At 35.8% G+C, this 22920-nt stretch carries 22 protein-coding genes and 3 pseudogenes; 2 read left to right on the forward strand and 23 right to left on the reverse strand.

Annotated features, from left to right (window positions below):
* Positions 1-81 precede the first annotated feature (81 nt).
* From ABWU65_RS00715 to ABWU65_RS00825, 23 genes and pseudogenes are all read right to left on the reverse strand, one after another.
* Positions 82-1242 (reverse strand): phage tail protein, encoded by a 1161-nt coding sequence (locus tag ABWU65_RS00715; protein ID WP_353280098.1) that lies wholly within the window; start codon positions 1240-1242, stop codon positions 82-84.
* The gene (locus tag ABWU65_RS00720; RefSeq protein ID WP_353278841.1) at positions 1227-2018 is read right to left on the reverse strand and encodes a baseplate J/gp47 family protein; all 792 of its coding nucleotides are present in this window, start codon (positions 2016-2018) and stop codon (positions 1227-1229) included. The genes ABWU65_RS00715 and ABWU65_RS00720 overlap by 16 nt, the downstream gene beginning before the upstream one ends.
* A gap of 2 nt (positions 2019-2020) precedes the next feature.
* Entirely contained in the window at positions 2021-2356 is a 336-nt protein-coding gene (locus ABWU65_RS00725; protein ID WP_353278945.1) for a GPW/gp25 family protein, read from the reverse strand.
* A gap of 7 nt (positions 2357-2363) precedes the next feature.
* Positions 2364-3401, reverse strand: coding sequence for a YhcG family protein (locus ABWU65_RS00730; protein ID WP_353280100.1), 1038 nt, complete (start codon positions 3399-3401; stop codon positions 2364-2366).
* Between the two features lie 37 nt (positions 3402-3438).
* Positions 3439-3693 carry a PAAR domain-containing protein gene (locus tag ABWU65_RS00735; protein ID WP_063630987.1) on the reverse strand — a complete coding sequence of 85 codons (255 nt, stop codon included), beginning with the start codon at positions 3691-3693 and terminating at the stop codon, positions 3439-3441.
* Positions 3693-4157, reverse strand: a complete 465-nt coding sequence (locus ABWU65_RS00740; protein ID WP_353280102.1) for a phage baseplate assembly protein V — start codon at positions 4155-4157, stop codon at positions 3693-3695. The genes ABWU65_RS00735 and ABWU65_RS00740 overlap by 1 nt, the downstream gene beginning before the upstream one ends.
* On the reverse strand, positions 4144-4617 hold the full coding sequence (locus ABWU65_RS00745) for a hypothetical protein (protein WP_253303090.1): 474 nt from the start codon (positions 4615-4617) through the stop codon (positions 4144-4146). The genes ABWU65_RS00740 and ABWU65_RS00745 overlap by 14 nt, the downstream gene beginning before the upstream one ends.
* On the reverse strand, positions 4614-5120 hold the full coding sequence (locus ABWU65_RS00750) for a phage tail protein (protein WP_353280104.1): 507 nt from the start codon (positions 5118-5120) through the stop codon (positions 4614-4616). The genes ABWU65_RS00745 and ABWU65_RS00750 overlap by 4 nt, the downstream gene beginning before the upstream one ends.
* A gap of 1 nt (position 5121) precedes the next feature.
* Positions 5122-5298 carry a hypothetical protein gene (locus tag ABWU65_RS00755; protein WP_264376337.1) on the reverse strand — a complete coding sequence of 59 codons (177 nt, stop codon included), beginning with the start codon at positions 5296-5298 and terminating at the stop codon, positions 5122-5124.
* A gap of 78 nt (positions 5299-5376) precedes the next feature.
* Complete coding sequence (ltrA, locus tag ABWU65_RS00760; protein ID WP_264374788.1) at positions 5377-6720, reverse strand: group II intron reverse transcriptase/maturase; 1344 nt, start codon at positions 6718-6720, stop codon at positions 5377-5379.
* 506 nt (positions 6721-7226) lie between these two features.
* Positions 7227-7412 (reverse strand): annotated as a pseudogene (locus tag ABWU65_RS00765) (hypothetical protein); the annotation flags it as partial.
* 85 nt (positions 7413-7497) lie between these two features.
* Positions 7498-7839 (reverse strand): annotated as a pseudogene (locus ABWU65_RS00770) (major capsid protein); the annotation flags it as partial.
* A 223-nt stretch (positions 7840-8062) separates the two neighbouring features.
* Entirely contained in the window at positions 8063-9007 is a 945-nt protein-coding gene (locus tag ABWU65_RS00775; protein WP_353279985.1) for an IS110 family transposase, read from the reverse strand.
* A gap of 227 nt (positions 9008-9234) precedes the next feature.
* Positions 9235-9897: pseudogene (locus ABWU65_RS00780) on the reverse strand (major capsid protein); the annotation flags it as partial.
* 24 nt (positions 9898-9921) lie between these two features.
* Positions 9922-10290 carry a head decoration protein gene (locus ABWU65_RS00785; RefSeq protein WP_172758369.1) on the reverse strand — a complete coding sequence of 123 codons (369 nt, stop codon included), beginning with the start codon at positions 10288-10290 and terminating at the stop codon, positions 9922-9924.
* A gap of 46 nt (positions 10291-10336) precedes the next feature.
* A complete protein-coding gene (locus tag ABWU65_RS00790) occupies positions 10337-11398 on the reverse strand; it encodes a S49 family peptidase (protein ID WP_264685443.1) in 1062 nt (353 codons plus the stop codon).
* A gap of 14 nt (positions 11399-11412) precedes the next feature.
* Positions 11413-12825 carry a phage portal protein gene (locus ABWU65_RS00795; protein ID WP_353279984.1) on the reverse strand — a complete coding sequence of 471 codons (1413 nt, stop codon included), beginning with the start codon at positions 12823-12825 and terminating at the stop codon, positions 11413-11415.
* The gene (locus tag ABWU65_RS00800; RefSeq protein ID WP_264687029.1) at positions 12826-13050 is read right to left on the reverse strand and encodes a gpW family protein; all 225 of its coding nucleotides are present in this window, start codon (positions 13048-13050) and stop codon (positions 12826-12828) included.
* Positions 13040-14878, reverse strand: a complete 1839-nt coding sequence (locus ABWU65_RS00805; RefSeq protein ID WP_353279983.1) for a phage terminase large subunit family protein — start codon at positions 14876-14878, stop codon at positions 13040-13042. Before ABWU65_RS00805 ends, ABWU65_RS00800 begins: the two co-directional genes overlap by 11 nt.
* Positions 14875-16356: an ankyrin repeat domain-containing protein gene (locus ABWU65_RS00810; RefSeq protein WP_353279982.1), complete on the reverse strand. Its 1482-nt coding sequence runs from the start codon at positions 16354-16356 to the stop codon at positions 14875-14877. Before ABWU65_RS00810 ends, ABWU65_RS00805 begins: the two co-directional genes overlap by 4 nt.
* 2 nt (positions 16357-16358) lie before the next feature.
* Positions 16359-16832, reverse strand: coding sequence for a hypothetical protein (locus tag ABWU65_RS00815; RefSeq protein ID WP_353279981.1), 474 nt, complete (start codon positions 16830-16832; stop codon positions 16359-16361).
* 15 nt (positions 16833-16847) lie between these two features.
* A complete protein-coding gene (locus ABWU65_RS00820) occupies positions 16848-18068 on the reverse strand; it encodes a DNA modification methylase (RefSeq protein WP_353279980.1) in 1221 nt (406 codons plus the stop codon).
* Positions 18069-18190: 122 nt separating this feature from the next.
* A complete protein-coding gene (locus tag ABWU65_RS00825) occupies positions 18191-18640 on the reverse strand; it encodes a crossover junction endodeoxyribonuclease RuvC (protein ID WP_353279979.1) in 450 nt (149 codons plus the stop codon).
* A gap of 262 nt (positions 18641-18902) precedes the next feature.
* On the opposite strand from ABWU65_RS00825, the gene ABWU65_RS00830 reads away from it, so the two are divergent.
* On the forward strand, positions 18903-21017 hold the full coding sequence (locus ABWU65_RS00830; RefSeq protein ID WP_370397693.1) for an AAA family ATPase: 2115 nt from the start codon (positions 18903-18905) through the stop codon (positions 21015-21017).
* Positions 21018-22372: 1355 nt separating this feature from the next.
* Positions 22373-22897, forward strand: a complete 525-nt coding sequence (locus ABWU65_RS00835; protein ID WP_007301868.1) for a sigma-70 family RNA polymerase sigma factor — start codon at positions 22373-22375, stop codon at positions 22895-22897.
* Positions 22898-22920: the final 23 nt, after the last annotated feature.

The raw sequence follows: 22920 nt of genomic DNA on the forward strand, positions 1-22920 counted from the left end.
GAGAAAGCAAGTCCTTTTCTTTTTATTTCATACACTTTAAACTATTATTAATATAATATATGAGGATCTAAATATAAGTATTTAACTTATTATACATATTGCTTGACTATTTTTCCAACTTCTGTGCAAATGTCGATGTTCGTGCCATTTCAGTACTCCCGGGTAAAACACTAAAATGTGCTTTTCTAATTCGTGTATTGAGTCTTTTTGCTCTGAATATAAGTCGTTTTTATAGTAAATGTTGTGTTCTGCTAAAACATATTTTCTGACCTTCTGATCTGTATAATTTTCTACTTTGTAACGATGGATAATACTGAATCTTTCTAAAATTGGCTTGTGTTTTAAACTCCAATGTTGCCCTGAAAGTTTATCGCTTCCCAATACAAATTTATTTCCTCTTTCTTCTACGCTACTAACTGGAAAGCACGTATTTATGTCTCCTAAATCCCAACTGTTTGATAATACTATCTGCGCTTTTGCAAACTTTATTTCTGGCAATAAGCTCTGTGGTAATGGATATAGTGCTTTTAAATTGTACCACAAATGATTTCTTTCATAAATACCGTTATAATTCTTTGTGTGAGGCTCGGTTTCTCCAAGGATTGCTACATCTAGGCGATATATATCATTGCTTAAAGCTCGTTCATAATGATCGCGTAGATAGTTTTCTATAATCCTAATAACTGGACCACTAGACCTGAAAAAATTTATTCTTCCAAACGATAACACTGGCCCATCTTTTTCAACTTTTCTACCTGAGTAATCCGACAACAAACTTCCAAAAAAGCTTTCATCTAAAATAAACCTGTCAACATTGTAGTGATCATTGAAAATCCTCATTAGCCTTGATCTTGCTGGTAATGATAGTTTTGCAAGTTCTACTACTGCATCCACAAAAAAGTCATTTGGAACATCCTTTATTCCTATTTGCAACTCGAAAAAATGTTTACCGGGTGGCTCTTCAATAATTGTAATATCTTCTATATTTGCCCACTTGAGTGCTATTTTGAGTGATGCTGGGGTTCCACGTAGTCTTTGAAATTTTACTCCTTCTACTACGGCTTTTCTTCTATCTTTTACCCAACGCAGTATCTCTTCTAAACCATATTCTTCTATTATCCACGGCAATGTTTCTTCTTTAAGACTAAACTTAAATCCTCTGATACAGTTTGGATCTACTTTATAATCTATCGCATCTACCAATGCTTTTTCTTGTTTTGTTGCGTTTAGTGGCAATAGCATTTTAAATTTCGCAAATTTGCACACTCATTCCCCAGTACCACAACATCCTCTTTTGGCTCGATTAATTCCACATTTTCTACACCATCTACAAATAAATTCGCTATTATCCAAGATCTTGTCACACTCCACCCTAATCTTTTTGCTAATTCAAACCTTTCAATAAACTGCTTCTTGATTTCTTCTTCTGATATTAAAGGACTTATGCTCATTCTGCTGTGAATATCTATTTCCATAATATTGCAACCAACTACTGTTACTGTATCTGTTAAAACCCTTATATCATCTCTAGTAACCTGCTTTTTTACAATTTCAAGTAGCTCTTCTAACGCTATGCCAGTTGTGGATAATTGTGTTGATAAGATTGAAATTTGTACTTTCCCTGGTATAGTTGATTCCACTAGTGCATCTTTTACTCTACTATCTGCTGACAGTGCATGATATTTATAATATTCCTTACTTCCTCCTGTTGACCAACCTGCTATCTTTGCTTTAATTCTTTTTCTAAATCGTTCATCATCTTCCCCTTTTTCTCTTTCTACAACATAAAACTCAGCTAAATTATCAAGATCTTCTCCCCTTGCAAACTTCAGTACATTACTTTTTATTGCTTCGTTTATTCTTTCTCTAAGCAAAAGTTCTCGCCATGCTGCTACTTCTAAAATCTTCATCGCTGGGTCACTTTCAATTAGTGCTGTAAAACTTTTATCTCGACTTATTAATTCTTCTTTCATCCGAGCAAAAATCTCTTCGAAGTTCAGTGATTCAGGCTGCTGCATTTTTAAACAACTACTCCACTAATACCTATGAATTTGCCTTCTGAAAGATACATACCTTCAAGTACAAGAGTCATTTTTCCTTCTTTAGCTTCAGCAATCTTTACTTTTTCTAACTTAAATCTCTTCTCAAATTTCCCCAGTGCTTCTGCTGTTGCTGCATAGATTTCCAAAGTTAAATCTCTATTTATTGGCTTATCTACTAATTCAAATAATCGAGAACCATAATCTCTTCTCATTACTCTACTGTTAATAGGAGTGGTCAGTATATCAATTATCGACTGCTTTAAGTGCTCTATTCCTTCTAATGCTTTTCCTGTTTTAGCATCCATTCCTCGCATATATTTTTCATGGCTCTGACTGAATACTTGCATGTTTTTCACGTGCTATAGAAATAGCCTTTCTCAACTTCTTTTCAAGAATTTCTTTAGAAGGAAGCTGTGTTAAATACTGTGCAACATGAATATTAGAGCCTTCGAGTTCAAGATATTCTATATCCTCTTGATCCTTATCAGCACATAAAATAATCCCTAACGGTTTTTCTTCACCTGCTTTTCGTTCATTTTTATCTAACCAATTTAAATACCATTCCATCTGTCCTTTATAAGCTGGTTCAAAACGGCCTATTTTTAGCTCTATTGCTATAAGGCGTTTTAATCCTCTGTGAAAAAATAGCAGGTCCAAATACCTGTCAGTTGTTTTAGTACTCATCCTTTTTTGACGTGTTACAAAACAAAAATCATTCCCAAACTCTTGTAAAAATTTTGTCAATTCATCCAAGATTGTATTTTCTAGATCAGTCTCACTATAACTTGATGGCAATTCCATGAAGCTAAGGAAGTATGGGTCATGAAAAATGAATTCTGGTGCTAACATATTTTCTTCACGTAAATTTTTTATACTCCTTCTTATGAAATCTTCAGGTTTTTTTGCTAGTGCTGTACGTTCATACAACATAGTATCGATTTTACTACGTAGTGCCCTAACACTCCACCTTTCAATACGACACATTTCTATATAATAATTACGCTTCAGCTCATCAGAAATTGCAATAATTTCTACAAAATGTGACCAACTCAATTGTTGTGACAGTGTCGCGACAATCTCTTGATCAGGAAAGAATTTAGAAAATTGCACCATACGAAATAATGACGCTCTATCAAACCCACGTCCATATTTAATCTGAAGTTCTTTTGCAAGTTGGGAGATGATTTGCTTCCCATAATCTGCGCGTTTGTGCTTTAGAATATCTTGGTCAATTCTGGAGCCAATTTGCCAGTTTAGCAATACTAGAGTAGAGTTGAATTGAACAGAAAGATGATTCTTTGCTCTATCTATTAAATTACTAACGTCTCCTAATAGGCTAGTAGTTATATCCATGTTCATAACCTTACTTTTTGTAAGTATAACAGATGGTTTATTTTTATCCTGAAAAAACATTATTACTACCACTCATTACTTTAGAACCACAAGATATTGAATCTCCAACTCTTCCTATACCATACCCATTTGTAAACACTGTTTTTGACCCTTCAGTTAATACTCTACTTTCTGTAAAATTATCTCCTTTTCGGCAAACTGGTTTACCATTCACAAAAACATTATTACTGCCGCTAATGCAAAAATGTGGTGTTGCTTCTGCACAATGATCTCCTACTCGCACAACCGATTTATTCATCAATTAAGGTTTATTTTATCTGCCTTCAATTTTATTCCACTTTTTGTCATTTCTATACTTGATTCCCCAGCTTTCAGTGTTATTTTGTCTACTACTTCAATCTCTAAATGATGTTTATCTTTATCGTATGACAACTTTGTTCCATCTTGAAATGTTAAGCTACTCACCTCTTTTTTATTTTCTGGAGCAGAGTACTTTTGTTGATATATTCCAGGAAGTACTACTCCTAAAGATAATTCTCCCAGCGGGGAAAGTATAACTACTTGCTCATCAATATCTGGCGGACACCAATCTCTATCTTTTCCTGCTTTACTTGTTATCCACGGCAACCAATCTGTTAAAAATTCTCCTATTTTCACTCTTACTTTTGCTTTTTCATAATCTATTTCTTTTACAATTCCTATTCGTACAATGTTTGCTAACTTTCTTTGCAGCTCTGAAATAGCAAAATTACTCTCTAACATTTTCTCCTATTGTAATCGTATGTGGCTTAATCGTATTTTCTGTCCATATCGATTTACCTAAATGAAGCTGATGACTCCACTCAACCAACCACACCAAATACGCATCTAATTCGGGTCTAAATCCGTCAATTTCCGCAGATATAAATTCTCCTGGTGAAACATTTTCCACATTCCAAGTATTTTTATTTACTACTCTTGCTACTTCTGCTGCTAATGTTCTGACAATAATAGCTGCATTTTCTATTGTGCTATCAATCACAATTCGTGCTTCAAATCTTGCTTTCAGTGCTAATTCCTCTGTTCCTGGATCTTTTCCCGATTCTAAACTCACAAGCTCTACAAATAACGCTGGCGCTAATAATTCTTTTCTTATCGATGGATAAATATCACAAGTTTGAATTGCTGATATTTCTTCTTTTAACTTAGTGCAAATTGCTTTATGTAAATCTTGCCAATTCATATAGATGTAATGTAACTTAATTCGCGGTGGAAGAATTTTTCAAATACCTTTTCAACTTCATAATTAACAAGATTACCTATTATCCTTGAAGCCTCTGGTTCTAGTAGCAACTTAATTTCCTTTATTGGTAATGCTGTTCTTCCTTCACGCTTAAAAATACCGCTATTTCCTTTTGGCATAACTGCTGCAAATCCTCCTATAAACTCATGCTTTCCTACTTTCGATCCTCTTCTTGTTTTTTGTATTTTACCAATTGTCGATGCTCTAATGTCATAGAGATTTGCTCTAATTAACACTTCTAATCTGCTAGTTTTCGCCTTAAAAATTCTTAGCCTTCTTCTCATTAACGTCAATTTTATCTTCTTTTCCTCACTAATTTCCTTAGCTGCTTGCGCTTTTAACCATAGTGCCGTTTTGTTTAATGCCTTTACCGTTGCTAATTCTACTTTTCTTCTTTTAGCATTTACACTTTCTATTACCTCAACTTCTATATGAATAGACATTTTACACCCCAGACGCTTTTATTTTCCACGTTATTCCAGACTTGTCTCTAAGTGGCGGTGAGTGTACTTTATATCTTCGATCACCTATAACAAAAACATCTCCTACTATTGGCTTTAACAGTAGGGTCGAGAACTGGCGCGCCTCTTTAGGGTTTGGTGGCTGATCCATTATTTTCATGTTGGGCCTCAATCCAAAATTCCCATATTCACGTTTCCAGCTCCCGCCTCATCAAACGCAGCATGCAGTTTTCCCGCACTACGCTTTCCTAGTAGATTCTTTACCAAAATTTATAACATATTGTGCTGGTGATGCTTTCGGAATGTAATATCTTATTCTGTAGTCCGAATATAGACCCAGGGTTTTATATATCCATTCTCTACTCCACCTCTTCCAGCCAAATCCTTTTCTTGCTTTTCTGGCTTTCATTAAATTGCGTCTTATTTTCTTCTCTACCCAATGCTTCACGTAGTGAAAGCTTCGACTTGAGTTTCCAATCCTAAAATAGTTTATCCACCCTCTCAATATCGGATTAATGATATGAATCACTCTCTCTATTGGTTGCGATTTATGCCAACGAAATACTTCCTTCAACTTGTGAAGTAGGTTTGTTCGTGCTTTCATCTGTGGTGTTGTTTCTACCGTCCATTTTCCTTGTTTTGTAATTTTCTCTCGAAAATTGAATCCTAGAAAGCTGAACTTTTCCCCTTCTTTTAGGTTAACAACTTTTGTCTTTTCTTCATTTACTTCTACTTCTATTTTTGCTAATTCCTCTTGTAACCTTTTGTATACTGACTTTTCCAGCCATTCCCATTTTGGGTGTCTATCTATCAGTATTACTAAATCGTCTGCCCATCTTGCGTATTCTATATGTTGATATTTTCCTTCTTTGGTCACCTCTTTTGCTTTCTCTAGCATTTTATCTACCTCATTGAGGTATATATTGCTCAATAACGGCGAAATCGTTGATCCTTGCGCTATTCCTCGTTTTCCTCCCATCTTGAGGATTAGCTTGATCAAGTGCATGATTTCTTTATCATTTATTCTCTTGGCAATCTTTTCCATAAGAATATGATGTCGCACATTATCAAAGTAGGATTTCAGATCTATGTCAATAGCTTTTGTATTGTCTTTGATTGCTGCTTTCTCTACCCTTTTTATTGCTTCATGCGCTTTTCTCTTAGGTCTATATCCATATGATCCGTCCTGAAAGTCAGATTCGAATATTGGTTCAATTATTAGCTTTAGTGCACTTTGCACTATTCTATCACGGATGCAGGGTATGTTCAATGCTCTGAGTTTTCCCCCAGCTTTTGGTATTTCCTTTCTCCGGTTCCTATTTGGGCTATAGGTCTTGGTTATTAGTTCATATCTTATTTGTTGGAGATACTTTTCTAAGCCTTCTGCTTCTATCAATTCGAATGTCACTCTGTCAATTCCTGGTGCCCCATTACTCCTCTTTGTTAGCTTGTAGGCTTCTTTCAGTGTTTCCATTTTGCAAACATGAACATAGATTCCCCAGAATCGCCATTCCGGTTCTGCCTTCGCTTTGGTATATATCTTTCTTCTCAGGTCTTGTAATTTTATTGGCATTTTTATCATTTTACCTTTACCTCCCTTTTGTTAAAAGATTTCTACTAGTAGGGTACCTTTGCTCCATGAGCATTACCTCACTTCTTCGCTACTACGCACCCATCCGCCACCCTTTCATCTTCGGTTCATTTCCTGTTTCCAGTTATAGAACCTACCTCTCCAAGATATTTCTCCTTGGGATGAGGAGGGCTTCTCCAGTTGTTTTGTATGTCCTTGTTATCGTGCCATCACTATCACCCCGCTGAAGTAGAACAGTTGTATCAGTCGTTTTTCAACCTTCTGTACTGCCTTCACCATTTGACGGCTGGTTCGGCCTTCAGTACTGTGTTTTCGAGGCCACCTATGTGTTCACTTCCGTTATGGCCCGATAACTCGCCTTTATCCTTACGATAACGTTGTCGGTAGGCTTCAGTATCTTGGTTTCCCTCCATACTGCTACCCAAGCTACAGGACTCCGACTCTTATCCTGGTAGGTTTGACTCCTACTGAACATACTTACCTTCTCTGGACGCACCATCAAACGCACTTACTTCTAACGCTAAAGTTTCTTCCACAAATTGTCCTTCACCAATCTCGTATAATTTATCTGGCTGTTGCTTTAATACCTGTACCATATATGACTTATTCTTTGACTCATATAAAGCTAACTCCCCTAAATGGATAAGACAATCTTTAAATAATCGCTTAATACTCTCTTGCATTCTTCTATTTTATTCATTAAGTTTTCATCAGTACGCTATATGCTGATAGAATACTAACTGCCTTTTTGTTGCTCTATCAGTATTTTTATGTTGCAACGACCTTGACCAAAACGGCCGGGCGGTGGCACATTGGCAGAGGGTTCGACTGTGTATGCAAATCAGTCCCTCTATCAAACCTCCTTGGCTCTTGTTTTGCATAAAGTGGTTTTCCTAGTGTATTTACTGTCTCATTAAAATCTGCTGGTGCAAAATATGTTGTAAATGTGCTTGCTGTTCCTAGTGGAAAACAGTGCCCTGTATCTTTCTCAATAAATCTTCTCACGGTTCCTTCAGGGTCAGTTGCTTGTCCTCTATATTCCTCAAATGTTATACCACAAAACGTAAATCCTGATCTCATATCGTCTCGAAGTGCTGCTCCCTCCTGCCATCAACTATGTTTTTTAAAATTTTTTGAATTTAGTCTCATTTGTTGATAATTTTGTATTTTTATTCAATTGAAAAATGTATTTTGGCAACAAAAACCCTAGTTTATACAGAAAGAAATTTATATCAAACAGCAAGCACTGCTTAGATTTTATGGTTAACGAATATGTGCTTTAAATGTGTGTAGACGCACATATTCGTTAACCTATTTTCTATACAGATTTTTTTTATTTCATATTAATTGCTTCTTTAAGTCTTGCATTGGCAATTACTATGATTTTTCGCATTAGAGCTGTTATAGCTACCATCTTCTTTTTACCTCTACCAATAAGATCAGAATAAAAAGCACCAAGTGCAGATTTAGATCTTGCAGCAGCCATAGCAGCTGTGAAAAGCTTTGCACGAACGTTGCTTCTACCACCTGTTATCCTTCGATAACCAATAGTTTTACCGCTTTCTTTTGGATGTGGAGCAACTCCAGCAAGACTTGCAACTTCTTTTTTGTTTAGGTGGCCAAGTTCTGGCATTAGACACACAAAAACTTGTGATAACTTGAGACCTATTCCTGGCACTGTTCTCAAGATTTTTTGACGCTTTTGTAACTCTGGATTTTTATCAATAATTCTTTGTATGGCATCGTTGAACTCATTTATCTGACTGGTAAAAAAGTCTATTGTTTTTTGGCAACTTTCCTTTATATAGTCGTTTTCAGGTGCTGCAAGCCTACATTTCTCTTGAGTTCTCATTTGCGTAATGTCATCACGACGTTGACAGAGTGCAACTAAGGCGGTTTGTTCTTTTGACATACGCACAAATAGAGATAGAGCACTATAGCGTTCAAAACCATATTGAGCAAGGGCTCTTGCATCTGATTGATCTGTCTTTGCTAAAGTTCCATGTGATATGATAAAACTTTTTACTTTACGAGTATTAGCTCGATGTACAGCAACATTCTTATCAACAAGAAAATGTGCTAAGCCAAGCTCATATTTTCCAGTGTTTTCTAAAGTTACTAGAGAATTAGGTAGGATATCTGAAAATTTTTGAAACAACTGTTGCCAACCAGTAGCATCATTGTCAAACTTGATAGCTCTCCTTTGGTTATAAGCTGCAGCAACATTTTTAAATTTTCCGATATCAATGCCAATGAAATTTTGATAAGATGTAATCATAATAAATAACCTCGATAGTTTAATTAATTTAAGATTGTAAACGGGTGCATACATATGTCCCATGCAACTATTCAAACGTATCGAGAGATGGGGCTAGTTTACCTTGATGGCTACGGTTGTAATACCAACTTTCATTCGGTCGCACACGCCCGTGATAGCCCTATTCCTATAGTGAGTAGGGTTATCTTTCCCTCTTATCTCTTTTATATCACATTTTTAACTTACAATCTTTCGTATGCTTCTTTTACTTTTTGGTGAGAGGTTAATGCATCAAAAAATTCAGGACTTACCAGAGCATGTACTCTTTCCATATACTCGCCACTTAAATTATCTTCAATATGCCTTAGTACTTCCATACACTTACGCTTTACATCCGTTGTTGCTGTGCCAAGAGCAAAGTTTACTGTTTTTGCTGTAATACCAAATTCTGTATATAGGTTAAGTAATTCAGACCCATCTGCATCTAAAATTATTCCCTTTAAAGCTCCCATACGAAGATGTTCTAGCGTGATTGCATGTTTGTTTCTCATTGTTTGCAAGTGATCTGTAATTACATCGGCAAACGCTACAAGTTCGTTTTCTGAGCCAAAAGCACGGATTCCTTGAACTTCTTCAGGTAAAACTACATCATCATGTGGAATATGTGGAATTGTAAATGTTCTTACCTTTCTTTTGCCGCGTTTTCCTACTGTTGCTGGTGCTCCGGGTAACTGCGTTGGTAGTAAACTTAATACTCCGTTTTGCTCTTCTATGGTAATATGTCTAAATCTTACTGACCTACTTGGAAACAAGTTTAAATTTTCAACCCGTCCATAATTTATCGGCAATATATTCATCGCATTTGTTAGTGCCGTCATACTAAATGCTGTATTTGTAAATGGATTTTGCATTCTTTTTCTCCTTATTAATTTAAGTTACACTCCCTTGCGGACAATGATCCCTCGTGCTTCAAGTTGCTTTATTGCTGCAGCTTTCTGCTCTTCAGTGATATTTGCTGGCCACACCACTGCATGATCTGCTAGCATTGCACCACGAGTAATAATTACTGCTTTGGTATTTTCCTTTGCGTTTACATCGCTTATTATCACACCTATCGCTGTTTGTGTACCATCTGTGGCAGTTGGATTTATTATCTTAATCATGTTATCTTTATCGAGAGCCACTACTGTACCAAGTTTAAGATTTTGTCCCTTGGCTACTGTTATCTGATCTCTTGAATATAGACTTGATGCCTCATATTTTAATAGGTCACCTAGATTATTTTGTTCGGTTATAGTACTCATTTTGCTTTTCTCCTTTATTTTCTACTTTTGTTATACTACGAATATTCTAAATGCCAGATTGCGCACGACTTCTTGCTACTTGCATCATCAAATCTTCTCCTGAATTCTGTGGTATTGCACTCAGTATCTCTGTCTTCTTCGTTCTCTCTGCAAGTAATTCCATTAAAACTTCCCTTGCTTGCTCAATACTTACACCCTGCTCAATAAATTCTCCTATTTTCTCTGGCATTCGTGATAAGTTACATAAACGTATTAATTCAACAACTTCAGTACGATACTTAGTTAAATTATCAGTTTCTAGGTCAGTTGTAGTTTGTTTATTCATAGTATTTTCTCCTTTGTTAATAAATTCAAAAAATGTTGTAACTCCATCTGCAAGACCTATTTCTACTGCTTTCTCACCAAAATATAGACCTGCTTCAGTATTTTTTATTGCTTGTACAGAAAGTCCTCTGTTTCGTGCTATAAGTTCAGTCAGAATTTCATATAAGCGATTTACTTCCTCCTCTAAACTTTTTAAGCTTTCTAAACTTATAGGTTCATGTGGATTTAAATCATTCTTTCTCTTGCCTGCAAAAATAGTTGTGTATTTTATTCCTTGCTTTTCATCAAACCTACTTTGATCTATATGACTTGCTATTACTCCTATACTGCCAACACCAGAAGTTCTGCTCACAAATACCTTTTCAGCACTTGAAGCTATAGCATATGCAGCAGAGTACGCATCATCATTTGCTATTGCCACAATTCTCTTTTTTGCTCTTGATTCGTAAATAAAATCAGCCAAGTCGAATAAACCGTTTACTTCTCCGCCTGGACTATCTATATCAAGCAGAATAGTTTCTATATCTTTGTTTGATGATGCTTCTTCTATTTCTTCTTGAATTTTCTCATATGATGTCATTCCCAGAAAATCGTCAAAAGCTCCTGGTTTTTTGGTTAAAATTCCATGTATTGGTATTATTGCTGTCTTTTCTATATTGTTCTTTACATAGTGTTTTACGTTTTTAAAGATAGGTTGTTTTCCGTTATATAGTGACAACAGGTCAAAGCTTTTTTGCTCTATCATCATCGGCCTAGATAGCCAGTTGGTTTGTAAAATTTCCATAAAGTAAACGAGATTTATTTTGTTTGTGTCCTGACATCAGAATCAAAGAAAAGGTTGAGAGAATCAGAACGCTTTTGATCTTCTGCTATTTCTTGGTCAATTTCTTCAACATCGTAACCCATTTCTGATACTACTTCCGATCGACTCTTAAATCCATTCCTTACTGCCATTTGCTGTGCTTGCTGGTCTTTCAGTGGATCCACCCAATCAAATCCCTGTGGTATCCATTTTACTTCTTCTTTCGCTGCTTTTACTACTTTTTCATCTATACAGAGTTCTCCAGAAAGTACTGCTAACTCTAGCCATCTACTCCATACTGGTCTGCAAAACTGGAATACCATAATGTTATGTTGCAGCATAGCGCATCGACGACGAAACTCTATTAATCCAGCTCTGATTGATGAATAATTAACGCCTGTTAAATCTCCTGTTAGTTGCTCATATGTTATCCCTGTACCTATTGCTATTGCCCTCAGCTGCTGTCTCATGAATGCTTCATAACTTCCTCCAACATCTGATGGCTCTGAAAATTTTATGTCCTCTCCTGGGTCTAAAAGCTGCATTGTTCCAGGTTCCAGGCCAGATAGTGCTACTCCTTGCTCACTTGCTTCACCTTCTCCCATGATATTTGCTTCTGGATCGAGTCTCGTAATAAATCCAGCAAACATTGCTGCAGTTTTCTTTCTCACCAGCTCTGCATCATCATATTGATCAAGCTCATAAAGCTTCAGCAGTATATTAGAAAGCCAAGGCTCTCCTCTGATTTGCCCAGGTCTTAATGGTCTATAAATATGTAAAACATCATTTGCTGGCACTCTCACTGATTCACCAAACGAGCCTTCACCAGGGTGTTCTTTAAATAGGTAATATGCTTCTCTTTGACCAAGTCGGTTAAATTCAATACCACTACGAATAATATTGCCATTTGCAAGAGTCTGATTGCTTTTGTTATCTAAATGTTCTGATTCTAATACTTGAAGTTGCAATGGTACAGAAAATCCATCTTCGAGTTTTCGATGTCGGAGGCGTATAAAACACTCTCCACCTTCTATCATACTTCTGCATACTAGAGCTTGTAATCCATAAAAATCACTTACTCCGCTACTGTCTGCTTCATCTGTCCATTTCAGCCATAATTCTTGCACCTTTTTCCGAAATTCTCCATCTCTTGCTTTTGATTGCGGTTTTATTCCTATTCCAATAGAGTTACTTACTATTGTATCAATTATATTTGCTGCATATGGATTTTTTCTTACCATATCCCGAGAGCGGCTACGTAAGTGCCCAAGGCTCTGAGAAAGTAAATTATTTATGCTTCCTAACTCTGGTTGAAAGTGAAAAAATCTTCTTCCTGAGCCTGCTGCATCCCACGCTGAGCTTTTTATCTTTGGTTTGTTAAATAATTGCTTGAAGGTTTTGAGCAGCATTTATAAAATTCCTTTACTCGTTGAAAAAACAATTTTCCTCTTTGGCCTCATGCCTGCAACTTTTAACCCCGCTTTTATTCGTTGCCTGAGATCCAATAAATCCTTTATTTGAACTTCCCCGTACCGCACAACATGGTCACCATATGCAATTGAGACAACTCTTTCTCCGCTTTGCAGTTTTTGAATTGCTTTCTCAACTTGAGTTAAATATTTTTCACTGTACATTTTGATTACCAAGCCACTTACTCTGTCTTACTTTTTTAGGTTTTTTACTTTCTGGTTTTTCACTTAAACTATTCCATTTACTCTCTGGCCATCTGTCTATTCCCAGTGCTATCGATGCTGCTCTTGCGTAAACTCGGCAATCTAGTACTTCATTTCTTTCTCTTACCTTTTGCCACTCTTGTTTGGTGTATCCTTTCACCACTTTGCTGACTAATTGCTCTGCCGTTAACTGCTTAAAATATTCGGGTGCATACTCAGGAAAATGACAATATCCAGGTAGAGCTTTTCCCTCTTCTTCTTTTAAAATATTAAGTAGCTGAAAAAGCTCTGACTTTAATATCGATACTCCTACTGGCCAGAGCTTTATTCCTCTTTTTAGCTTTTGACCACCAACTGTTATATCTACTCTACTTGGGCTGCTCAGTGGCACTAGGGCTTTATTTACACCTTTGACTGCCATTACTCTTCCAGATCCTTGATGACCTCTTACCCAGTTGTAAACTTCCTGCGTTGCATACCCTGCATCCACTGCCATCATGCTTATCATATATTCAAGCCCATTTTCACCAATAAAATGATGATTGAGGAGCTCCGAAAGCTTTCCCCATACTTCTCCTCTTCCAGTATCACCTTCAAATACTCGGTAATCTATTGACCAATTTTCTCTGCCTTTTCCCCATGCTACAACTTCTACTTCTAAGCGATCTTTTTGTACATCTACTCCTGCTGTAAGCACCACTTCTCTCCTAGGTACTGTGCCTACGGGAAAAAATTCTCTCCTGTTAAATAATTGCTTCCAATCTGGCACTTCTCCTTTATCTACCCAGGTTTCTCCTAAAGTGGTATTTATCCATACTTTTAGTAATTGTTCACTTTCTTTTGCATGTAAAAAATCTTCTACTGCTTGTTGCCAACTATACCAGCCAACTGGGCTATAAAGACTTGAAAGATGAAATCCTTTTTTCTCACCTTTTACTCTATTAGTAGCTCTCCATTCTCCACGTTCCAGCATCTCTGTCTTTTGATGATTTTCTATCTTTTTACCACATTCTATACATATATAGTGTGCTGTATTTGGATTTTTATCTTCCCATTTAATTTGTGACCATTTCAGAACTTGATAGTAATTACAATGCGGACATGGAACAAAAAAGTATCTCTTATCTGTTGCTTCAAATTCCTTCTCAATTCTGCTGATTCCATGAATCGTTGGTGTTGAAACTAAAAAAATCTTTCGCCGTGCAAATGTATTAGTTCGAGCAATACTGAGCAGTACTGGATCTCCTTCACCTCCTGAATCTCCTGGATACGCATCTATCTCATCAAGAAAGAGATATTTTACTGGCATAGATCGGAGGCCTACACTGCTATTTGCTCCAGTTATTACTACTATTCCACCTGGAAACTCCTTACTTTGTACAGTATTCCCTGAATCTCTTGACCTTGGGTCTTTTACTTTACTTTTTAAACATGGTGTACTCTCTATTAACGGTGCAAATCTTCCCTTCGACCAACGTTTTCCCATTTCAACTGTTGGCTGTACTACCAGCATTGGACCTGGTGTTTGATCGATGATATAGCCAATCCAATTGTTGCCAGCTTCTGTTCCCCCAATCTGCGCTCCTTTCATGAATACTACTTTTTCTGCAGGTGAAGATGGAGAAAGTGAATCCATGATTTCTTTTAAATAAGGAGTTCTTTCTGTTCTCCATTTTCCTGGCTCTGATGCTGCAGTTGGCGCTAAAACTCGATACTCATTCGCCCACTCTGATACTTTAAGGTGCGGATCTGGCCTTAAACCTTCAGAAAAAGATGTAGCGTATATCATATTGCTAGCTCTTCACCATCATTAGATGATACTTCAACATCACTTAAAATAGAACTGCACTCACTTGTTTTCTCACTTTCGAGTTCAATAAACATTTTCTTTTCAAGTGCTTCTTCTATATACTTCTGAATTAAATTACTCATTATTATTGCAGCTATGAGCGCAACTATTCCCACCATTACCGCAGCTATAATGTTAGGGTAAATTCCTACTATCGCTATTGCGCATATTGTTATAGTGACACAGATGATATTGGTATATTTCTTTATTTTTTTGTCTGCTATTTTCCTTTCTTCAAAATATTTATTGCTCAATAAATGAAATGTTGGAAAGTTCTTCTGTCTTCCAAATAACACTATTTCTTTCTCTTTACTCAGTAGTTCTATTAATTTTGCATTGTTCGTTATTATTGCATACTGAAAAACATCCGTGGCATCTGCTCCTCTCTTTAGCAACAACTTTACTACGTTAAAGTGACCATGCTTTGCAGCAACATAAATTCCCGTTTTTCCACTCTCATCTACAGCATCTATTTCAACTCCTTCACCAAGAATACCGTCTATTAGGTCTTCATATCCTTTTCTGGCAGCTAAATGAAGCAAACTGTTTTTATCAGCTCCGTATCTATTACTTGCTAAAATCTTTACTATATCTAATCTATTTGCTTCTTTTGCATAACAAAATGGTGTCTTGCCATTATCATCCTTAATTAAAGGATCTATATCTTCTCGAGTTAGTAAAACTTCTATTGTTTTAAGTCTTTCAGCGTAATGTAGAGGTGTTTTATTTTCATAATCTTGTAAATTAACCCCAGCATTAGGAACATTTATTAAGCATCTTACAATATCTAAACATAAGTCCCTTTCGTCGTAATTACTACTACTTATAGCTACGTGCAAAGAAGATAATTTCATTGCATTTCTGCCGCTACCAGCTATATTGACATTCGCACCAAGATTTGAAAGTAATTTTACTACTTCTAGCTTCTTGTTGTTCACTGCATAATGCATTGCTGCATGATTTCTCACGTCAAGAACATCCTTATCCGCGTTTCCTTCTCTAATTAAAATTTCTACTATTTCTTCATGTCCAGCTCCTGCCGCTAAGTGTAATGGTGTATGTAGTAAAGCATTCTGCTCATTAACATTAACTCCTTTGTTAAGTAAAAATCTTACAGCATTTGCTTCATTCAACATCGCAGCTAAGTGAAGCAAGCTATCTCCCTCTGATCCATATTTATGATTGATTAGTGCTTGTAATATTTCTTCTCTTGCACAAGAAAGCGCACTTTTACCATCATCATCAGCGATCAGTGGATTAATATTTTTCCTGTTCAGTAAGAGTGCAACCATACTAAGCTCGTTAATTTCTACTGCATAATGCAGCGGTGTCCTTCCATTTAATCCTCTAACGTTTACATCTACTCCTGGCTGATTAATGAGACACTTTATTAATTCTAAACTTAACTTAGCAGACATTATTAAAATTTAGCGTTAGATAATTCTTCAAGTGAGTTTGTAATCTCTTCAGTTAGCGTCTTATGAATCTTTTCAGTGTCACTCAGTGATGCAAGCAGTGCTGAAACCCTATTTGGAATATTAAGCAAATTATTACGGACAACTCTTGCTACATTAAATGCATCGCGCTTTACTTCCTCTACTGCTACAAGTTCACCAATCTCAGCTTTTGCTTTTGCCTCCAATAATCTACCCCGCTCCATCTCATTTTTTATTCGCGTTTTTAGCAACATTGTAGAAAGGTTATTTGTATTTTCTGGATTTTTCCTCCTAAGTGGCTGACTTGGATCTCTTATTGTTTCTATAGCCCTGTTTGCTTGTTCTCGGTCAATGAGTCCATCCTCCAGCTCAACTATTCCTTTTTTTACTAAATAACAGACATATTGCTTTGATACTCCTATCTCTCTTGCCCATTCTGTTTGTGTGATTTTTTCCACTCTTTTTGCTCCTTTTTACGAATTTTCTTCTTGAATTTCTGCAAAAGTTTTACCAGTACTGGCTAAAATGGCATCTCTTCCGGTATATATTTGCCAACGTTTTATGGTTACATCTACAAATTTTGAATCTAGCTCTATTGTTCTGCAAATTCTTCCTGTTCTCTCACATGCAATCAGTGTGCTGCCAGAGCCACTAAATGGATCAAGTACTATGTCTCCTGGTCTGCTGCTGTTTACTATTGCTCTCTCCATTAGCTCTACTGGCTTCATCGTTGGATGTAATGTATTGTGCGTTGGCTTATCATAAAACCACAGATCACTTTGATTTCTACCGCCATGCCACTCACGTTTATTGCCACTCTTCCATCCATAGAGCATTGCTTCGTATTGTCTTTGATAATCAGACCTGCCTAGCGTAAAATGATTCTTTGCCCAAATAATAAATGTTGACCATTTTCCTCCCGCTTCCTCAAATGCTTTTTGCAACGTTGAAAACTCTGATGATGATATACAGATATAAATCGCACCTTTGGTGTATGCTAAAATATTGGAACAGATGTCATAGAGAAAAAGTTCGTACTTTTCACCTTGATTATCATTTAATATTTTTTTATCTTCTCTCTCTTGACTACTACCATAATCAACGTTATATGGAGGATCACAAACAGTAATGTCTGCCATTTTATCATCTAACAGCGCTTTATATGATTCAACTACAGAGCTATCACCACAATAGATTCGATGATCACCTAAAATCCAAAGATCACCTGGTTTTGTTATTTCTACTTTTTTGTCATCAACAACTAAGTCAGAAAGATCTTCTTCTTCACCATCTAAATCATCAAGAAAGTTTTGAACTTTTTCTAATTCAAATCCAGTCATTTTAAGATCAAATTGTAAATCTTCTAATTCTTGAATTTCCACCTTCAAAAGATCATCATCCCACTTTGCCCAATTAGCTGATTGATTTGCCAGTAATCGAAAAGCTTTGGTTTGTGGTTCATTTAGATTATCACTTAAGACCACTGGAATACTTTCCATACCAAGTTTTCTTGCTGCTTTAAGTCTTAAATGACCATCAACCACAGTACCATCACTTTTTGCAACTATTGGAATACGAAAGCCGAATTCCCTGATTGAAGCACACATTCTGTTTACTACATCATCATTTTTACGAGGATTACGCTTATATTCGACGAGGTTTTCAACAGGATAGTAGTGGATTGCTAAATTCATATCTTAATAATTAAAAAGTTAATATTCAAAATATCTCTGACGCTAAAGAAGGCCTGAGGTCAAACCCACCAAACCCGCCATTATGGCCGAAAGGACCCACTTTTTATGGATTTTTCGTCTTGTTAATATTTTTCCATAACATAGAACATCAAAGCTAAAGCATCTGCTTGATTATCATCTCTAGGTGAAAAACCTTTTTCACGTATCGCTTCAATAACTTCACTCTTACTTGCATTGCCTTTGCCTGTGATAAAGCGTTTTATAGTCTTAACAGGAACACTCTGATAGGGAATATGATTCTCTTCACACCAAGCAGAGAGAACTGCAAGAAAACCACCATAACAATGCGCTGCATCAGTTCCAAGGTGTCTTCTCACTTCCTCAAAATAAACTGTTTCAATACTTGGAAATTTTTCTTTCATTTCATTCAACCACTTACGAAAATTTAGAAATACCATGCCACCTCCACTAAAACGACTAGTATGAAAACTCTCACTGCCACTTTGAACTATTCCATCATGTAGAATAGCCCATCCGGTTTGTTTCCCTAAATCTAGTGTTAGTATTGACATTCTGTAAGATATTTGTTTGGAGGTAGCCTAAGCAATAACATGGACACTTAAGTTACCTCTTGAAAATAGTGGGAGTGAAAATTACGAGTTTCAAACTTTCATACCCCTCTACTAATATATATCGCAAAAACTTCACAGAATGTTCAAAAAAATATTATTTTTTATGTTTTTTCAAATTACGCTGAACAAATTCATTTCATTTTGCGATTAATTACTTATGAGGAAACAGAAAAAATCCCTGATAAGTTTTAATGGAGAATTTATGAATATTTCATGCGATTTCAACAATACTATTTCACAAAGTTATCTACCATCATCAGAAGAAACAGCGAACATAAAATTAAGGCTTCTGGCCGATCTCAGATCTTGTCTTTCTTACTTGCTACCAAATGGGGTTTTTCATGGTAATAGGTTTTATGTAGGTGATGTACATGGTAATCGAGGAAAAAGTTTAGTAGTAGAATTAACTGGTAGTAAAGCTGGGCTTTGGAAAGATTTTGCAACAAATCAAGGTGGTGATATTATTGATCTTTGGGCAGAAGTACACTCCAAAACAGAATTTCATGAGATAATGGCTTCTATAGCTGAGTGGCTTGGGTATAACAAAAAATATACAGAGAAGCAATACATTGACGAAGACTTTGAGAAATTTATTACCTACAGTTGGAATTATTATGATGAAAATGGTCAGGTGATTGTAAAAGTTTACCGTTCTGATTTTCCTGGAAAGAAAAAAGTATACAAGCCTTTTAATGTTAAAACGTTGAGTTATAAAGCACCTGATACAAGACCACTATACAATATCCCTGGTATTTTGAAGTCTGATAAAATCATTCTTGTTGAAGGTGAAAAATGCGCAGAAGCACTAATAGAAAAAGGAATTACTGCAACAACCACAATGTCTGGAGCAAATGCAGATGCGGACAAAACTGACTGGTCACAACTTAAAGGCAAGCATATTGTTATTTGGCCGGATAACGATGAGCCTGGTAAACAATATGCTGAAAATGCTACTACAAAACTTCTCAGCTTAGGTATTGCATCGCTTTCTATAGTCAAAATTCCAGAAGGTAAACCAAAAGGTTGGGATGCTGCGGACTATGTACAAGAAAACACAAATGTTTCTGACTTCATTGAAAATAACTTGAAAAAGGTAATTATTAGACCACCACTGAACATTTTAGACTGGAGTGCAGATCGTTTTGTAGGTCCAGTACCAGAGCAAAAGTTTCTTGTTGAAGGAATATTTCCCTTGGGTGTTACTTCAATAGTAGCTGCTATGGGAGATACAGGTAAGGGTATGCTACTCCTCGATTTGGCGCTTAAGGTTGCAAGTGACACAGATCAGATATGTGGTTTTGGTTCACCTGTTACTGAACATGGATCAGTAGTAATCTTTTCAGCAGAAGATGATGCAGGCGAGGTACACCGTCGGCTTGAACGTCTTGATCCTGAATGTAAAAGATTAAAATTTAAAGATAAGCTGTTTATAGTACCACTACCAAACGTAAGAGGATCACTGACAATACTGAGAAGTATTCGTGGTAAAATTATTGAAGTTTCGCCTGAATTTGAGTCTATAATAAAACAACTTGATAAAATTAAAGATCTGAAATTAGTTGTGTTTGATCCTCTTGCATCGTTTATTCATGCAGACATAAATGCTGATCCTGCTGTAGGAGATTATCTAATGTGTTTATTGTCTGATTTAGCATGTAGTACCGGAGCTTCGATAGTTACTGCTCATCATCTGAGAAAACCAAAAGGAGAAAAGCCTATATTAACTGCTGAACAAGCACGTGATGCAATTAGAGGCACATCTGCTCTTGTTAATGGTGTCAGATGCTCATATGCTTTTTGGCCAGTAGAAGGTACAGCTAAGCCAGAGATCTTTCAATCAATAGGAGAAGCTCCAAGACAGAATGCGTTATTTTATGGAGCAGTTGTTAAGGCAAATGGTTTAGCTGACCGAACTGTACGTACTTACCTGAGAAACCAAGAAACAGGGCTATTAGAAGATATAACAGTGCAACTAAAAGGTAAAAATGCTAGTGAAAAAGACCTTAAAATGTATCTTGTTGATGCAATTGCAAGATCTGCTGTTGCAGGGCATCCATTCACTCATACAGGAAATACAGGAGTATACAAACAACGGCACAGATTACCTGATATTCTTCATGGTCTAGGGAGAGATAGACTAGAGCGTATAGTACAAGAACTTCTACAAACAAAGAAGTTAGTAAAAGGAATGTCTACAGGCTCGAGAGAAGATAAATGGCTTGATGTTAGAGAAGGCCCTTTTGCTCGTGGTGTTGGAAAATTTATTCATGGAGCTGAAGGTATTATACCAAATCTCATTGCTAACAAGACAAATTAGAAACAGCCCTTTTTGACTATAATTGAAGAGTTTAAGCAAATTCATAATATGTTCTATTTGTCTTTCCAATAACAAAATTAGTTGTAGATAAAATTACGGGTAAGCTCTTCAAGCATCTGAGGGTTTACCCTATTTTTTTATTACAAGCATTGGAATACATTATATATTATAACTTCAACTAGAAGTTGATAGAATATATAAAAAATCATACCACTAATAATTGAATTATGTTCCTATTCCTGCGTTACTGAATCAGTAATCAGAAATTAAGGAATGAAAAATACCTCTAGAAACCTAAACTTTATACTCTCTATTCCTAAAAGTGTTCCTAGAAAGCACCCCTCTAAAGTTGGCCATTATGGCTGATTCTACGTTCCTAAAACCCTTATATTATTATATAATATATATGAGTAATAAATAAAAGTAATAATAAATAATAGTAAATTACAAACAGTATAAAATGTTAATGAAAGTAAAAAGACTACAAAAATATTACTAAGATATTTAAATTGAATAAAAAAGAACAAATGGCTCACAATAGCGTTTTTAAAAGATTCTACGACTTTAAGGTCAATTATACTACCTTGAACTAAAGAACGCTTATAAACCACATTAAAACCGATTAAAAGGCAATTAACACTACATTTTAACTTCGCAAAAGATTCCTACCCAACTTTATCATGTTTTATTTTAGTTATAAAGAAATTTTTTTTAAAGCTGAATTAACTTGAAAGAACATAAAAAACCTAACAAACAGTGGAAGGATAAACATGCTGAGTTTTAAAATCAAAGTCTTTAGTAGATTTAAAAGGCCTAATCATTTTTGTCTTTTTGATGAGCTTTATCGAACCAATTTTAAAATTATTTAAACTTTTTTTGAAAAATTTCCGGAAAAAGTTGTGACTAATCCGGTATAATTATTATAGAGGACTATGAATTTTAGATGCTCCAGAAAGAAGCGGTTAAACAAATGCTTAGAAAAAAATAAAATGACCTTCAATTGCGTTTCAAGACGATTCTGTAATGAATTATACCACCTCTATGCAATAACGCTTGTTGTTTGTAAAGAAATTTCTTACAAGCCTGACAAAAAAATTCACCTTTCTTTATAGGGTTAAAAAAGTTTTATAAAATCTTTAATTCTTTAGTAGAAATCTTATTGGATCAACCTATTTTTCTTCTTTTCACCGAACCATGTCTGAACAAATTTTTCACATGGGGGATGCTTCAAGAAAAAAGGCCAGAATATCAATAGTTTTATTTTTTCATATGGGGGAACGAATTTTTCCCATGCCGTACAAAGTGAGGTTAAAACCCTTCATCCTTATTCCTTTCAATCTTTCATGGAGTGCTATATGCAATCTAAAAATAAATATCCTGGTATTGATCCTTCAATCATTAAACAAATACGAAAACGTGCTAGACAAATTAAATCTTATAAATGCTGTGTTAATTCTGATATTGAAGATATAAAGCAGCAGCTCTTATGTGAAACTTGGTCTGATTTAAGCCAGTATAATGGTGAAGAAAGTGGTAGAAATGCATTTATTCATAGTGTCATAAAAAACCATGCAATAAGCCTTCTACGCAAACAATCCTGTGCTAAACGTGGTAGTAAAGCAGGCGTAGCATTTGTTGATATTACTGACTTGGATGATGTTATTGATGAAAATAGTAATTTTGCAGATAAAGTAGCAGCTAGTGTTGATATAAACGAAGCAATTTCAAAACTACCAAAGCTCTGGCAGGACATTTGTTATCAGCTTGAATCTCATAGTATCTCTGAAATCGCAGAAATACATGGAATATCTAGAACAACCATCTATGACATTAGAGAACAAATACGCGCTAAACTTGCTCATCTCAAAATATATTTATGAAAATTTTTGAACAAATCGTCGTC

It is taken from the genome of Wolbachia endosymbiont (group B) of Silvanus unidentatus (assembly GCF_964028615.1).
In the GTDB taxonomy this organism is placed as follows: Bacteria; Pseudomonadota; Alphaproteobacteria; order Rickettsiales; family Anaplasmataceae; genus Wolbachia.

What these genes read in the sequence shown, in the direction of transcription:
- ABWU65_RS00715 (WP_353280098.1), bottom strand. Translation starts at nt 1,242, where the DNA reads ATGCTATTGCCACTAAACGCAACAAAACAAGAAAAAGCATTGGTAGAT.
- ABWU65_RS00720 (WP_353278841.1), bottom strand. Translation starts at nt 2,018, where the DNA reads ATGCAGCAGCCTGAATCACTGAACTTCGAAGAGATTTTTGCTCGGATG.
- ABWU65_RS00725 (WP_353278945.1), bottom strand. Translation starts at nt 2,356, where the DNA reads ATGCGAGGAATGGATGCTAAAACAGGAAAAGCATTAGAAGGAATAGAG.
- ABWU65_RS00730 (WP_353280100.1), bottom strand. Translation starts at nt 3,401, where the DNA reads ATGAACATGGATATAACTACTAGCCTATTAGGAGACGTTAGTAATTTA.
- ABWU65_RS00735 (WP_063630987.1), bottom strand. Translation starts at nt 3,693, where the DNA reads ATGAATAAATCGGTTGTGCGAGTAGGAGATCATTGTGCAGAAGCAACA.
- ABWU65_RS00740 (WP_353280102.1), bottom strand. Translation starts at nt 4,157, where the DNA reads ATGTTAGAGAGTAATTTTGCTATTTCAGAGCTGCAAAGAAAGTTAGCA.
- ABWU65_RS00745 (WP_253303090.1), bottom strand. Translation starts at nt 4,617, where the DNA reads ATGAATTGGCAAGATTTACATAAAGCAATTTGCACTAAGTTAAAAGAA.
- ABWU65_RS00750 (WP_353280104.1), bottom strand. Translation starts at nt 5,120, where the DNA reads ATGTCTATTCATATAGAAGTTGAGGTAATAGAAAGTGTAAATGCTAAA.
- ABWU65_RS00755 (WP_264376337.1), bottom strand. Translation starts at nt 5,298, where the DNA reads ATGAAAATAATGGATCAGCCACCAAACCCTAAAGAGGCGCGCCAGTTC.
- ltrA (WP_264374788.1), bottom strand. Translation starts at nt 6,720, where the DNA reads ATGATAAAAATGCCAATAAAATTACAAGACCTGAGAAGAAAGATATAT.
- ABWU65_RS00775 (WP_353279985.1), bottom strand. Translation starts at nt 9,007, where the DNA reads ATGATTACATCTTATCAAAATTTCATTGGCATTGATATCGGAAAATTT.
- ABWU65_RS00785 (WP_172758369.1), bottom strand. Translation starts at nt 10,290, where the DNA reads ATGAGTACTATAACCGAACAAAATAATCTAGGTGACCTATTAAAATAT.
- ABWU65_RS00790 (WP_264685443.1), bottom strand. Translation starts at nt 11,398, where the DNA reads ATGGAAATTTTACAAACCAACTGGCTATCTAGGCCGATGATGATAGAG.
- ABWU65_RS00795 (WP_353279984.1), bottom strand. Translation starts at nt 12,825, where the DNA reads ATGCTGCTCAAAACCTTCAAGCAATTATTTAACAAACCAAAGATAAAA.
- ABWU65_RS00800 (WP_264687029.1), bottom strand. Translation starts at nt 13,050, where the DNA reads ATGTACAGTGAAAAATATTTAACTCAAGTTGAGAAAGCAATTCAAAAA.
- ABWU65_RS00805 (WP_353279983.1), bottom strand. Translation starts at nt 14,878, where the DNA reads ATGATATACGCTACATCTTTTTCTGAAGGTTTAAGGCCAGATCCGCAC.
- ABWU65_RS00810 (WP_353279982.1), bottom strand. Translation starts at nt 16,356, where the DNA reads ATGTCTGCTAAGTTAAGTTTAGAATTAATAAAGTGTCTCATTAATCAG.
- ABWU65_RS00820 (WP_353279980.1), bottom strand. Translation starts at nt 18,068, where the DNA reads ATGAATTTAGCAATCCACTACTATCCTGTTGAAAACCTCGTCGAATAT.
- ABWU65_RS00825 (WP_353279979.1), bottom strand. Translation starts at nt 18,640, where the DNA reads ATGTCAATACTAACACTAGATTTAGGGAAACAAACCGGATGGGCTATT.
- ABWU65_RS00830 (WP_370397693.1), top strand. Translation starts at nt 18,903, where the DNA reads ATGAATATTTCATGCGATTTCAACAATACTATTTCACAAAGTTATCTA.
- ABWU65_RS00835 (WP_007301868.1), top strand. Translation starts at nt 22,373, where the DNA reads ATGCAATCTAAAAATAAATATCCTGGTATTGATCCTTCAATCATTAAA.